The organism is Candidatus Kinetoplastibacterium galatii TCC219 (assembly GCF_000340905.1).
In the GTDB taxonomy this organism is placed as follows: domain Bacteria; phylum Pseudomonadota; class Gammaproteobacteria; order Burkholderiales; family Burkholderiaceae_B; genus Kinetoplastidibacterium; species Kinetoplastidibacterium galati.
Window position 1 is genome coordinate 188,416 of the sequence record NC_020284.1, and the last position, 13,355, is coordinate 201,770.

The window sequence follows — 13,355 nt, forward strand, 5'->3', positions numbered from 1 at the left end:
ACTCAATAATGTACATGGTTTTAGAGAAATACTCTAAGACCCCGTTCATTTTTTGGGTAGCGACGTATTCTAAGTCTAAATCAGACTTAAATTACGTATAAAAAATACAGAGATTAAACTGAAGAGTTTGATCCTGGCTCAGATTGAACGCTAGCGGAATGCTTTACACATGCAAGTCGAACGGCAGCACAGATTTCGGTCTGGTGGCGAGTGGCGGACGGGTGAGTAATATATCGGAACGTGCCCAATAGTGGGGGATAACTACGCGAAAGCGTAGCTAATACCGCATATTCCTTAAGAGGGAAAGTGGGGGATCTTCGGACCTCACGCTATTGGATCGGCCGATATCGGATTAGCTAGTTGGTGAGGTAATGGCCCACCAAGGCAACGATCCGTAGCTGGTCTGAGAGGACGACCAGCCACACTGGGACTGAGACACGGCCCAGACTCCTACGGGAGGCAGCAGTGGGGAATTTTGGACAATGGGGGAAACCCTGATCCAGCCATTCCGCGTGTGCGATGAAGGCCTTAGGGTTGTAAAGCACTTTTGGCAGGGAAGAAACAGTGTTGGATAATACCCAACATGAATGACGGTACCTGCAGAATAAGCACCGGCTAACTACGTGCCAGCAGCCGCGGTAATACGTAGGGTGCAAGCGTTAATCGGAATTACTGGGCGTAAAGAGTGCGCAGGCGGTTCGGAAAGAAGGATGTGAAATCCCAGGGCTTAACCTTGGAACTGCATTTTTAACTACCGAACTAGAGTGTATCAGAGGGAGGTGGAATTCCGCATGTAGCAGTGAAATGCGTAGATATGCGGAGGAACACCGATGGCGAAGGCAGCCTCCTGGGATAACACTGACGCTCATGCACGAAAGCGTGGGGAGCAAACAGGATTAGATACCCTGGTAGTCCACGCCCTAAACGATGTCAACTAGCTGTTGGGACCTTCGGGTCTTAGTGGCGCAGCTAACGCGTGAAGTTGACCGCCTGGGGAGTACGGTCGCAAGATTAAAACTCAAAGGAATTGACGGGGACCCGCACAAGCGGTGGATGATGTGGATTAATTCGATGCAACGCGAAAAACCTTACCTACCCTTGACATGTCTAGAATCCTGAAGAGATTTAGGAGTGCTTGAAAAAGAACTAGAACACAGGTGCTGCATGGCTGTCGTCAGCTCGTGTCGTGAGATGTTGGGTTAAGTCCCGCAACGAGCGCAACCCTTGTCATTAGTTGCTACGAAAGGGCACTCTAATGAAACTGCCGGTGACAAACCGGAGGAAGGTGGGGATGATGTCAAGTCCTCATGGCCCTTATGGGTAGGGCTTCACACGTCATACAATGGTCGGGACAGAGGGTCGCCAACCCGCGAGGGGGAGCTAATCCCAGAAACCCGATCGTAGTCCGGATCGTAGTCTGCAACTCGACTACGTGAAGTCGGAATCGCTAGTAATCGCGGATCAGCATGCTGCGGTGAATACGTTCTCGGGTCTTGTACACACCGCCCGTCACACCATGGGAGTGGGTTTTACCAGAAGTAGTTAGCCTAACCGAAAGGAGGGCGATTACCACGGTAGGATTCATGACTGGGGTGAAGTCGTAACAAGGTAGCCGTATCGGAAGGTGCGGCTGGATCACCTCCTTTAAGAGCATTAAAACTAAGTATTAAGTATCCACAATTATCGGTTGTTAAAATAGCTGTGATTGTTAGTAAGCGCTGGTTATGACAGATTATCTATTGATTTTATATTGCATTGTATATAGTGTGATCAGTAATAGGTATGGGTCTGTAGCTCAGCTGGTTAGAGCACCGTCTTGATAAGGCGGGGGTCGTTGGTTCAAGTCCAACTAGACCCACCATAAATGTTTGGGCAAAACCTTTCGATACTTTGGGGGTGTAGCTCAGTTGGGAGAGCGCCTGCTTTGCAAGCAGGAGGTCATCGGTTCGATCCCGTTCACCTCCACCACACACAGAGTTTAAATCTTATACATAGGCATTTAAGTATAAGATTTAAGCTTTATTAAATAAGCTATTTGTTCTTTAAAAATCTAGAAGAAGCACAACGAAAGATGTTCTATTTTAATTAATAGACATAGGGTTGTGATTGCAAAAAAGTTCCAAGTTTAATTGGAATATTCATAAACATTTAAATAAAGTCAATTATCTATATAGCCTTTAGTGTTATAGGATCAAGTTACTAAGTGCATATGGTGGATGCCTTGGCGATCACAGGCGAAGAAGGACGTAGTATCCTGCGAAAAGCTGCGGGGAGCTGGAAAACAAGCTGTAATCCGCAGATATCCGAATGGGGAAACCCACTCCTTTAAAGGAGTATCACTGACTGAATACATAGGTCAGTAGAAGCGAACCGGGTGAACTGAAACATCTCAGTAACTCGAGGAAAAGAAATCAACCGAGATTCCGAAAGTAGTGGCGAGCGAAATTGGATCAGCCTTTACGTTTTAGCATTATTGATAGTCGAAAGAGATGGAAATCTCTGCCATAGTAGGTGATAGCCCTGTAGACGAAATCTTTGATGTGGAACTAAGCGTAAGAAAAGTAGGGCGGGACACGTGAAATCCTGTCTGAATATGGGGGGACCATCCTCCAAGGCTAAATACTCGTGATCGACCGATAGTGAACCAGTACCGTGAGGGAAAGGCGAAAAGAACCCCGGAAGGGGAGTGAAATAGATCCTGAAACCGTATGCATACAAACAGTAGGAGCGGACTTGTTCCGTGACTGCGTACCTTTTGTATAATGGGTCAGCGACTTACATTCAGTGGCAAGCTTAACTAAATAAGGGAGGCGTAGCGAAAGCGAGTCCGAATAGGGCGATATAGTCGCTGGGTGTAGACCCGAAACCAGATGATCTATCCATGGCCAGGTTGAAGGCACGGTAACACGTGCTGGAGGACCGAACCCACTAATGTTGAAAAATTAGGGGATGAGCTGTGGATAGGGGTGAAAGGCTAAACAAATCTGGAAATAGCTGGTTCTCTCCGAAAACTATTTAGGTAGTGCCTCACGTATTACTGTATGGGGTAGAGCACTGTTATAGCTAGGGGGTCATGGCGACTTACCAAACTATGGCAAACTCCGAATACGTACAAGTACAGCGTGGGAGACAGAGCACCGGGTGCTAACGTCCGGACTCGAAAGGGAAACAACCCAGACCGCCAGCTAAGGTCCCGAATTATCGCTAAGTGGGAAACGAAGTGGGAAGGCATAGACAGTCAGGAGGTTGGCTTAGAAGCAGCCATCCTTTAAAGAAAGCGTAATAGCTCACTGATCGAGTCGTCCTGCGCGGAAGATGTAACGGGGCTAAGCGATAAACCGAAGCTGCGGGCGTATATTTTAATATACGCGGTAGGAGAGCGTTCTGTAAGCCTGCGAAGGTGTCTTGTAAAGGATGCTGGAGGTATCAGAAGTGCGAATGCTGACATGAGTAGCGATAAAGGAGGTGAAAAGCCTCCTCGCCGTAAGTCCAAGGTTTCCTGCGCAACGTTCATCGGCGCAGGGTGAGTCGGCCCCTAAGGTGAGGCAGAGATGCGTAACTGATGGGAAACTGGTTAATATTCCAGTACCATTGTACAGTGCGATGGGGGGACGGATTGCAGAAAATCATCAGGGTGTTGGATATCCCTGTTGCTACATTATAGATGGTAATTAGGAAAATCCGGTTACATGATTCAAGGGTGTGGCACGAGCAAACATGTTTTGCGAAGTGATTGGAAGTAGTTCCAAGAAAAGCCTCTAAGCTTCAGCTGTACAAGACCGTACCGCAAACCGACACAGGTGGACGGGATGAATATTCTTAGGCGCTTGAGAGAACTCAGGAGAAGGAACTCGGCAAATTAATACCGTAACTTCGGGAGAAGGTATGCCTCATTATTGTGATGAACTTGCGTTCAAAGCATGAAGAGGTCGCAGATAATCGGTGGCTGCGACTGTTTATTAAAAACATAGCACTCTGCAAAGACGAAAGTCGACGTATAGGGTGTGACGCCTGCCCGGTGCCGGAAGGTTAATTGATGGGGTGCAAGCTCTTGATCGAAGCCCCGGTAAACGGCGGCCGTAACTATAACGGTCCTAAGGTAGCGAAATTCCTTGTCGGGTAAGTTCCGACCTGCACGAATGGCGTAACGATGGCCACACTGTCTCCTCCTGAGACTCAGCGAAGTTGAAATGTTTGTGATGATGCAATCTACCCGCGGCTAGACGGAAAGACCCCATGAACCTTTACTGTAGCTTTGCATTGAATTGTGAATAATCTTGTGTAGGATAGGTGGGAGGCTTTGAAGCATGACCGTTAGGTTGTGTGGAGCCATCCTTGAAATACCACCCTGGATTGTTTGCGATTCTAACCTTGATCCGTTATCCGGATTTGGAACAGTGCATGGTGGGCAGTTTGACTGGGGCGGTCTCCTCCTAAAGAGTAACGGAGGAGTTCTAAGGTACGCTAGGCACGGTCGGAAATCGTGCTGTTAGTGCAATGGCATAAGCGTGCTTAACTGTGAGACTGACACGTCGAACAGATGCGAAAGCAGGACATAGTGATCCGGTGGTTCTGAATGGAAGGGCCATCGCTCAACGGATAAAAGGTACTCTGGGGATAACAGGCTGATACCGCCCAAGAGTTCATATCGACGGCGGTGTTTGGCACCTCGATGTCGGCTCATCTCATCCTGGGGCTGTAGTAGGTCCCAAGGGTATGGCTGTTCGCCATTTAAAGAGGTACGTGAGCTGGGTTTAAAACGTCGTGAGACAGTTTGGTCCCTATCTGCCGTGGGCGTTGGATACTTGACAGAGCCTGCTCCTAGTACGAGAGGACCGGAGTGGACGTACCTCTGGTGTACCGGTTGTCATGCCAATGGCATAGCCGGGTAGCTAAGTACGGAAGAGATAACCGCTGAAAGCATCTAAGCGGGAAACTCGTCTGAAGATTAGGTATCCCGGGGACTTAGATCCCCCTAAAGGGTCGTTCAAGACCAGGACGTTGATAGGTCGGGTGTGTAAGTACAGTAATGTATTAAGCTAACCGATACTAATTGCCCGTGAGGCTTGATCCTATAACACTGCAGGTTGTTATAGGCTGAAATTGATTTTATTTTATAAAATGATTATGATAATGCTTTGCAAAAGATACACAATCATCATCTGTTTGTTAAAATGCTTCTTCTTAGATTATTTGTAGTGAAATTAAATCACTAAGTTCAGGTTTTGCCTGACGACCATAGCAAGGTGGTTCCACTCCTTCCCATCTCGAACAGGACAGTTAAATGCCTTTGCGCCGATGATAGTAGACATCTCGTCTGCGAAAGTAGGTTATCGTCAGGCTTCTAGAAAATTGAGTTCCTTCACATAATATTTTATGTGGAGGAATATCAGTATCAATTATATAGTCTGGCAAAGCTTATAGCTAGACTATGTATCTCATTCCAAATATCATGAGTTCCATGAGTTCGTTCCGGTAGCTCTACTTTCCTTTTGTTAATTAAATCTATTTTATGTGCTTGTATCAGAATACTCTCTAGTGATTTTGTTTTTTTATTTTTATACTAAATCTCATAAGGGAGTCTTTGTGCTTTCCAAAAATATTTAATTTTTCTATTATTTGTGATGAGTGATTATTTTCTATTAACTTCCCTATTATTTTTATATCCTCATAAATAGCCCATAAAATTAACGGAACTGGGAATAGCTCGTTTATTTTAAAATAATGCAGTATTTTGGTTAATCTCGGAACGTTACCGTCCAGTATTGATATGCGAAAATCATATAGATTATAGTTAGATAGGTTCTCTAGAATACTACTCTTTACATCAATGTCACTGATCTTACCTTTGGAGAACAAAAAACTAAGTTTTTCTATTTCTTGTGATGCCCCCAATAAATTATTTTCTAGATTATTAGCCATCCATTCTATTGTTTTTACATCTGTGTATTGGCCTTGTTCTTGTAATCTATTTTTAATCCAGATAGGAAGATTATCTTGTCTGATATTGGGTATATTTATGGTTATACCTATATTTATTAAATTTTTCATCCAGCTGCTATGAATAATTTTATTATTTTTTTGCATTTGAATAATTAATACATCTTTCACAGGTTTTATTTTTTTTATATATTGAGATATTTTAGTCATAGTATCAGATCCCAATTTTCCGATATTTCCATAACTAATATTTATATTAAAAATTCTGTTTTTATCAAATAAATTTAAAGTTGATATTGAGTTAAGTAATGATAACCAATCACTTTTTGAATCCATTACTAGGTTAGAATAATTATGAAAATTATATTTGAATAAATGAGAATGTATTTTATCTATAGTTTCATTTATAAGTAATTGCTCTGTCCCTGTTAGTATATAAACAGGTGAAAAGTCACCATTTATATTTTTAATATAATTGTTTATATTTTTATAATCTAAAGTTCTTATCATTATTTATAAATAAAGCATACGCATTATTATGACTAAGACATAATTTCACCTTATATCTTAGTCGTAAGCATAATTAGAAAAATTAAGCTATATTTACACCACTATATTAACTAATTTTCCTGGAACTACAATTATTCTTTTTATATTATCACTAAACTTTAATACACTTTCGTGCTTCATTGCCATTTCTTTTATATCTTCTTCGCTGGCATCAGAAGAAACAAGAAACGATCCTCGTAACTTTCCATTAACCTGTACAATAATTTTAGTATTTTCACTTAAAACAGCGTTTTGGTCAACTTCCGGCCATTCGGCTTCTATTATGTCTCCCATTGTCAGATTATATCCCAATTCTCTCCATAGATTCCATGTTATGTGCGGAATAATTGGATAAAGTATTCTCAATAGTACTCCTATAGATTCTTTTAAAACCATAGAGTAATTTTCATTTTTATTTAGTTTTTCTCTTGATATAAAGCTTTCAATGTCATTCAATATTTTCATTGATGTTGAGACTACTGTATTATATTGTACCCTTTTATAGTCATAATTAGCTTTTATAAGATTTGAATATAAATTAAATCTTAGAAACTTTTGATTGTCATTTAGTTGACAAAATATATCTTCTTTATTATTTTTATTTTGATTTAACAATGAATCTCTATTTGTATAGCATATTTTCCATAATTTTTTTAGGTAACGATAAGCACCTTCAATTCCAGATTCTGACCACTCTAATGTCTGTTCTGGTGGGCTAGCAAATATTATGAATAAACGTGCTGTATCAGCACCAAATTTATCTATTATAACTTGTGGATCAACACCATTATTTTTAGATTTTGACATGGTGCTTATGCCATTATATTCCACATAAGAGCCATCTTTTATTAATTTATATTCTTTTATATCCGAATTTTCATTTTGATATGTTTCTATGTCATTGGAGTTAAAATATTCTAGGCCTCCTAAATTATTTCTTCTTGAGTAAGTGTGATTAAGAACCATGCCTTGACAAAGTAATTTTTTTATTGGCTCATCAAGCTGTAGAAGCCCCATATCTCGCATTGCCTTACACCAGAATCTTGCATAAAGAAGGTGTAGTACTGCATGCTCTATACCGCCTATATATTGATCCATCGGCATCCAATAATTAAATCTATTATCTATAACAGAATTTTTATTATCGGGAGAAGTATATCTCATGAAGTACCAAGAAGAATCAACAAATGTATCCATTGTGTCTGTCTCACGTTGAGCTTCATTACCACATTTTGGACATTTACATTTTATAAAAACTTCATCTTTTTTTAGTGGGTTTCCACTACCATCAGGAATTAGATTCTCAGGCAATAATACTGGCAGGTTTTCCTCTGGTAATGGTACAGCTCCACAGGTGCTGCAGTTTACCATCGGTATAGGTGTTCCCCAATATCTTTGACGAGATACGCTCCAATCACGTAATCTCCACATTGTTTTGTTTTTGCCGATTTTATTCTCTGAGATGTAAGAAAATATTTCATTTTTTGCCGATACGCAATCTAAACCATCATACTTACCAGAATTAATTAAGTACGCATTATCTGTATCTTTATACCAATCGTTCCATTGCGTTTTATCGAATATTTTACCTTTTTTTGCAATTACTTGTTTAATATCAATTCCATATTTCTTTGCAAAATGAAAGTCTCTTTCATCATGTGCAGGCACTCCCATTATAGAACCGTTACCGTAATTCATTAATACATAGTTACAAATCCAAATAGTTATATTTTCTTTTGTTATCGGGTGAGTAACTACTAATCCGGTATCTATACCTAATCTTTCCTTTGTAGCTAATTCTGATTCCTTTGTTCCACCGGTTTTACAATGATCCAAGAATTCTTTTATTTCAGTATTATTTTCAGCAACCAGTTTTGCCAATGGGTGTTCGTAAGATATAGCACAAAAAGTTACGCCCATTAATGTATCTGGTCTTGTTGTAAACACATGTAATTTGCCATTTTGAAAAAGATTTCCATTTGCATCTAATATTTGATGCTCAAAGTAAAAATCTAATCCTTCTGATTTACCAATCCATTTTTCTTGCATCAATCTAACTTGATCAGGCCATTCCTTGAGTTTACTATTAAGATCTTCCAGCAGTTCTTCAGAATAATTAGTTATTCGTAGATAGTAACCTGGAATTTCTCTTTTCTCTACTATAGCACCAGATCTCCAGCCACAGCCATTAATAACTTGTTCATTTGCTAGTACAGTTTTGTCTACTGGATCCCAATTAACTATTTGGGTGTCTCGGTACACGATCCCATGCTCTAGCATTTTTAAAAATAACCATTGATTCCACTTGTAATATGCTGGATCGCAAGCACATATTTCTCTAGACCAATCGATCGCTAGACCCATTGCTAGCATCTGTTTTTTCATGTAAGAAATATTATTTCTTGTCCATTCAGAGGGTGATATTTTAGATTTTATAGCTGCATTTTCAGCTGGCATTCCAAAAGCATCCCAGCCCATCGGCATTAATACATTAAAACCTTTCATGCGCATATATCGCGTCATCATATCATTAATGGTATAGTTCCTAACATGACCCATATGCAATTTACCACTAGGATATGGAAGCATAGAACAAGCAAAAAACTTTGGTTTTAAGTTCCCGTCGGCATTTTTTGCATATTCTTCAACCTTGTATATTCTATTAGATTCCCAATATGTCTGAGCTGTTTTTTCTATTAAGTTATGATCGTAGTATTCTTTCATTGCTAATTAGATTTAAATGTATTGGGGTAATATGCAATAATGCTCTATTTTGTCATATTAATCATAGAATTAACTATATTGATTATATGAATAATTTTATTTTTTAATTAAAAACATTAAAAGATATAAAAATCTCTTTAATGAGAACCGTGATGATTGTTCTAAAAGACATAAACTAGATCAGGGTTTAAATTAAGAGATACCTATGAAGTAATAATTTATGTAATTAGAATTATTTAAGTTTTATTTCTTTATATCCAACATGTTTTCTTACTACCGGATCAAATTTTTTTAATGAGATTTTTTCTGGACTATTTTTCTTATTCTTAGTAGTTGTATAAAAATGACCAGTGCCAGCTGTTGACTCTAATTTAATTTTTTCCCTAGATCCCTTTGCCATTTTTGTTTTCCTATTTTAATTAATCTTATAATTCTTATTATTAAGAGTTATCTAAGACTGATTTGATTCCATTTTTGTCTATTGTTCTAATCGCTTTAGTAGATACCTTGAGTCGTATCCATTTATTTTCCTCTTCTATCCAAAACCTTCTTGATTGCAGGTTAGGTAGAAAACGTCTTTTAGTTTTATTGTTTGCATGAGAGACATTATTGCCTACCATGGGAGCTTTACCTGTTATTTGACATACACGGGCCATAAAAAACACCTTTATTTTTAGGTAATTTTGACAATATAATAAAATTCTGCAAAAGATGAGTCTTCCAGATATTAAGTCTTTTCCTTAACGGCAGATTTATTACTGCGCAAAAAAATATTAGAACTGGTTATTATACTTATTTATATAAAAATTGTACAGGCACATAAACAAGATAAAAACCAACAGCCCTCATTATAGCATATTCATATGTTTTTATTATCGATTGTTTAATCTTATTTTGTTAGATAACTAATGTTCTAATTCATTAGAATTAACTAATTTATAACCTATAGATTATTATCAGCATCCTCATCTTAGTTGTATTATTAGACATTAATAACTAGTATATTAGCTATAATATACTGATTAACTAATTTTATAATTTCATGTAATGTATTTTATATTGTTATACAGTCTTGCGCGGAATTCAGTTGTTTTACTAATGGAGATAGGTGATGATTAAACTAGGTGTGAATATCGACCACGTTGCTACAATAAGACAACAAAGATATACGGATTATCCTGATCCTATACTAGCCGCATTAAAGGCTGAGGATGCTGGTGCAGATTTGATTACATTGCATCTTAGAGAGGATAGAAGACATATACAGGATAGTGATGTCTTTACCATGCGCAAAATGATAAGAACTAGAATGAATCTAGAATGTTCCTTATCAAAAAATATTATTGATATAGCTTGTCAAGTAAAACCAAATGATGTGTGCCTTGTTCCTGAAAATCGTTCTGAGTTAACTACAGAAGGAGGTTTAGATGTTATTAAATATAATTCTACTATTAAAGATGTCGCCGATCGGTTGAGTAGCAATGGGATAAATGTATCAATATTTATTGATCCTGATATAGGTCAGATAGAAGCTGCAGCAAAAATCGGAGTTGGTGTTATAGAGATACATACAGGAAAGTATTCTGACGCCAAATTCACAGAAATTAATAATGAACTATTTAGAATTAATGAAGCTGTGAAATTTGCAAAGAAATATGGATTAAAAGTTAATGCTGGTCATGGTCTAAGTTACGACAATGTTGCTAGTATAGCTACTATTGAAGGAATAGAAGAACTAAACATTGGTCATTCTATAATTAGTAGAGCTTTATTCGATGGCATCTATAACGCAGTTGTTATAATGAAGCAAGTTATATTTGAGGCTAAGGCCAAGTAAGGTATCCTATTAAAAATGTTTAATAATTTCAAGATAGATAAATACATTAATAATATACCTAGAATAGCAGGGGTTGGTATAGATTTGTTATCTGTTGATAGAGTAAGAACATTATATCAAAGATATCAAAAACATTTTCTGAAGAAAATGCTTGGCGAAGAAGAGTTGTATGTTTTTCAAAAAAGATTGAATTCTAACTATGAGCGAGGTATTAGATTTTTAACCACAAGGATAGCATCAAAAGAAGCTTTTTCTAAAGCTGTTGATACAGGTATACGATATCCTGTTACATGGAAAAATGTCCAAATTATTAATTCTAGCAAAGGCTCTCCTAAAATTATTTTATCTTCTGATCTTGATTTATGGTACAGGTCTACTTATGAAGATGCCTATGTTTCAATTAGTGATGATATTAACCTAGCTCTAGCTATTGTTATTACAGATAGGAAGTGCAAAAATGTCCTATAAATTATGATAGATAGTCTTAATCTAAAAGTTTTTCTATCTAATCTTCCTAATTTGCCTGGAATATACAAGTATATAGATAGTTCTAACAATGTCATATACATTGGTAAGGCAAAAGATTTGAAGAAAAGAGTATCCTCTTACTTTATAAAGAAATCTAATAGCCCTAGAATTAATGTTATGATTTCTAAAATATCTAGCATTGAGTTTACAGTCACAAATTCTGAAGTTGATGCTCTGATTTTGGAGAACAATCTAATAAAATCTATACATCCTAGGTATAATATACTGTTTCGTGATGACAAGTCTTATCCCTATCTAAAGATATCGTCTCATGAGTGGCCTAGGTTAGTTTTTTGCAGAGTTTATAAAGAAAAGATAGATGGTCAGTATTTCGGTCCTTTCCCTGATGCATGGGCTGCACGTGAAACTATTAGAATCTTGCAAAAGATTTTTCATATAAGAAATTGTAACGACTCCATGTTTCTCAATCGTTCAAGACCTTGTTTGTTAGGACAGATTGGTAGATGTTCTGCTCCTTGTGTTGGCTTAATAAACAAAAGTAACTATCTGAAGGATGTTGATAGCGCAGTCTTGTTTCTAAAAGGTCAATCTAGTTATTTAATAAAAGAAATAAAAGAAAAAATGAATAAGGCTTCATTAGAGCTAAATTACGAACAAGCTTCTGTATTTCGTGACCAGATAATGGCTTTATCAAAGATATTGAATAAACAAACTATGGAGAGTTCTGATAATGAAGATACAGACATTATATCTATAGTTTTTGAGGGAAATAAATATTGTGTTAACGTTGCTATGGTTAGATACGGAAAACATTTAGGAGACAGATCTTTTTCGGAAAATGAATATTTAATTGGTCCTGAAGCTGTTTTAGATGCTTTTTCTTCGCAATTTTATTTAAAAAATAAATTACCTGACGTTCTAGTGTGTTCCCATAACTTTGCAGATAGAAATACTATCAATATTATTAAACAATATCGTGGAGAAAGAAAAAAAATAAAAATATTCGTACCTCCTCTTAAAGGCATAAGATATTCGTGGTTAAAACAAGCTACTGATAACGCTAATTTAGCCTTGCAAAAAAAATTTGATAATATTAGTTTATATATTAATCAAATAAATAAGCTAGTTGATATCCTAAAAATAAAAACAAATAGTTTATCATCTTTTAGAATTGAATGTTTTGACATCAGCCATCTTCAAGGTGAGGCTACTAGAGCATCTTGCGTTGTTTTTGAGAATTGTGGAATGAATCCATCTTTATATCGACTGTTTATTATAGATAAAATAAAACCTGGTGATGATTGTGCGGCTATAGAACAGGTCCTATATAAGAGATTTTCAAAACAAAATATAAAAGTACCTAACATAGTATTGATTGATGGCGGAAGAGGGCAAATAGAGGCGTCAAAAAGAGTATTTAAGAATTTGAATTTAGATATTAGTTTATTAATTGGGATTTCTAAAGGAGAGAATCGTAAAACAGGTTTAGAAACACTTGTCTTTGCAGATGATAGACATGATCTTGTGCTAGGAGTTGAATCTGAGGCATTAATGCTATTAGCACATATAAGAGATGAAGCCCATAGATTTGCTATCAGCGGAATGAGGAATGTTGCCAACAAATCAAGATCTCATTCCAAAGTAATGGATATAAAGGGAATTGGTAAAAAACGTTGCGCCTCACTATTAAAACATTTTGGTAGCTTATCTGGTATTGCTTCAGCTACAATAGAGGAAATCTCTTCCATAGATGGCATTTCTAGTTCTTTGGCTCATGATATTTATGAATCCTTACATTAATATTAGATTTTTTAAG

Annotated in this window: 7 protein-coding genes, 2 tRNA genes and 3 rRNA genes; 8 read left to right on the top strand and 4 right to left on the bottom strand. The window is 37.2% G+C overall.

From position 1 onward, the window contains the following. Positions 1 to 115 precede the first annotated feature (115 nt). The 5 genes from ST1E_RS00900 (at position 116) to rrf (ending at position 5,342) form a co-directional block, all read left to right on the top strand. Positions 116 to 1,646: ribosomal RNA gene (locus ST1E_RS00900) — 16S ribosomal RNA — on the top strand. 138 nt (positions 1,647 to 1,784) lie between these two features. Next, a tRNA-Ile gene (locus ST1E_RS00905) sits at positions 1,785 to 1,861 on the top strand. Between the two features lie 31 nt (positions 1,862 to 1,892). Then, a tRNA-Ala gene (locus ST1E_RS00910) sits at positions 1,893 to 1,968 on the top strand. 221 nt (positions 1,969 to 2,189) lie between these two features. Then, positions 2,190 to 5,074, top strand: a 23S ribosomal RNA gene (locus ST1E_RS00915). 154 nt (positions 5,075 to 5,228) lie between these two features. Further along, positions 5,229 to 5,342, top strand: a 5S ribosomal RNA gene (gene rrf / locus ST1E_RS00920). The 16S, 23S and 5S rRNA genes sit together here with 2 tRNA genes alongside, the layout of an rRNA operon. A gap of 193 nt (positions 5,343 to 5,535) precedes the next feature. Here the strand turns inward: rrf and holA are convergent. The 4 genes from holA to rpmB form a co-directional block, all read right to left on the bottom strand. Beyond that, a complete protein-coding gene (holA, locus tag ST1E_RS00925) occupies positions 5,536 to 6,450 on the bottom strand; it encodes a DNA polymerase III subunit delta (protein ID WP_015389373.1) in 915 nt (304 codons plus the stop codon). Between the two features lie 93 nt (positions 6,451 to 6,543). Further along, positions 6,544 to 9,213 (bottom strand): leucine--tRNA ligase, encoded by a 2,670-nt coding sequence (gene leuS / locus ST1E_RS00930; protein ID WP_015389374.1) that lies wholly within the window; start codon positions 9,211 to 9,213, stop codon positions 6,544 to 6,546. Positions 9,214 to 9,445: 232 nt separating this feature from the next. After that, entirely contained in the window at positions 9,446 to 9,613 is a 168-nt protein-coding gene (gene rpmG / locus ST1E_RS00935) for a 50S ribosomal protein L33 (RefSeq protein WP_015389375.1), read from the bottom strand. Positions 9,614 to 9,653: 40 nt separating this feature from the next. Continuing rightward, the gene (gene rpmB / locus ST1E_RS00940) at positions 9,654 to 9,869 is read right to left on the bottom strand and encodes a 50S ribosomal protein L28 (RefSeq protein WP_015389376.1); all 216 of its coding nucleotides are present in this window, start codon (positions 9,867 to 9,869) and stop codon (positions 9,654 to 9,656) included. A gap of 455 nt (positions 9,870 to 10,324) precedes the next feature. Between rpmB and ST1E_RS00945 the strand changes: the two genes are divergently transcribed. The 3 genes from ST1E_RS00945 to uvrC are packed head-to-tail and all read left to right on the top strand — an operon-like array spanning position 10,325 to position 13,339. Beyond that, positions 10,325 to 11,050 (top strand): pyridoxine 5'-phosphate synthase, encoded by a 726-nt coding sequence (locus ST1E_RS00945; protein ID WP_015389377.1) that lies wholly within the window; start codon positions 10,325 to 10,327, stop codon positions 11,048 to 11,050. Between the two features lie 15 nt (positions 11,051 to 11,065). Continuing rightward, entirely contained in the window at positions 11,066 to 11,518 is a 453-nt protein-coding gene (gene acpS, locus ST1E_RS00950; RefSeq protein WP_015389378.1) for a holo-ACP synthase, read from the top strand. Positions 11,519 to 11,521: 3 nt separating this feature from the next. Then, a complete protein-coding gene (gene uvrC / locus ST1E_RS00955; RefSeq protein WP_015389379.1) occupies positions 11,522 to 13,339 on the top strand; it encodes an excinuclease ABC subunit UvrC in 1,818 nt (605 codons plus the stop codon). Positions 13,340 to 13,355: the final 16 nt, after the last annotated feature.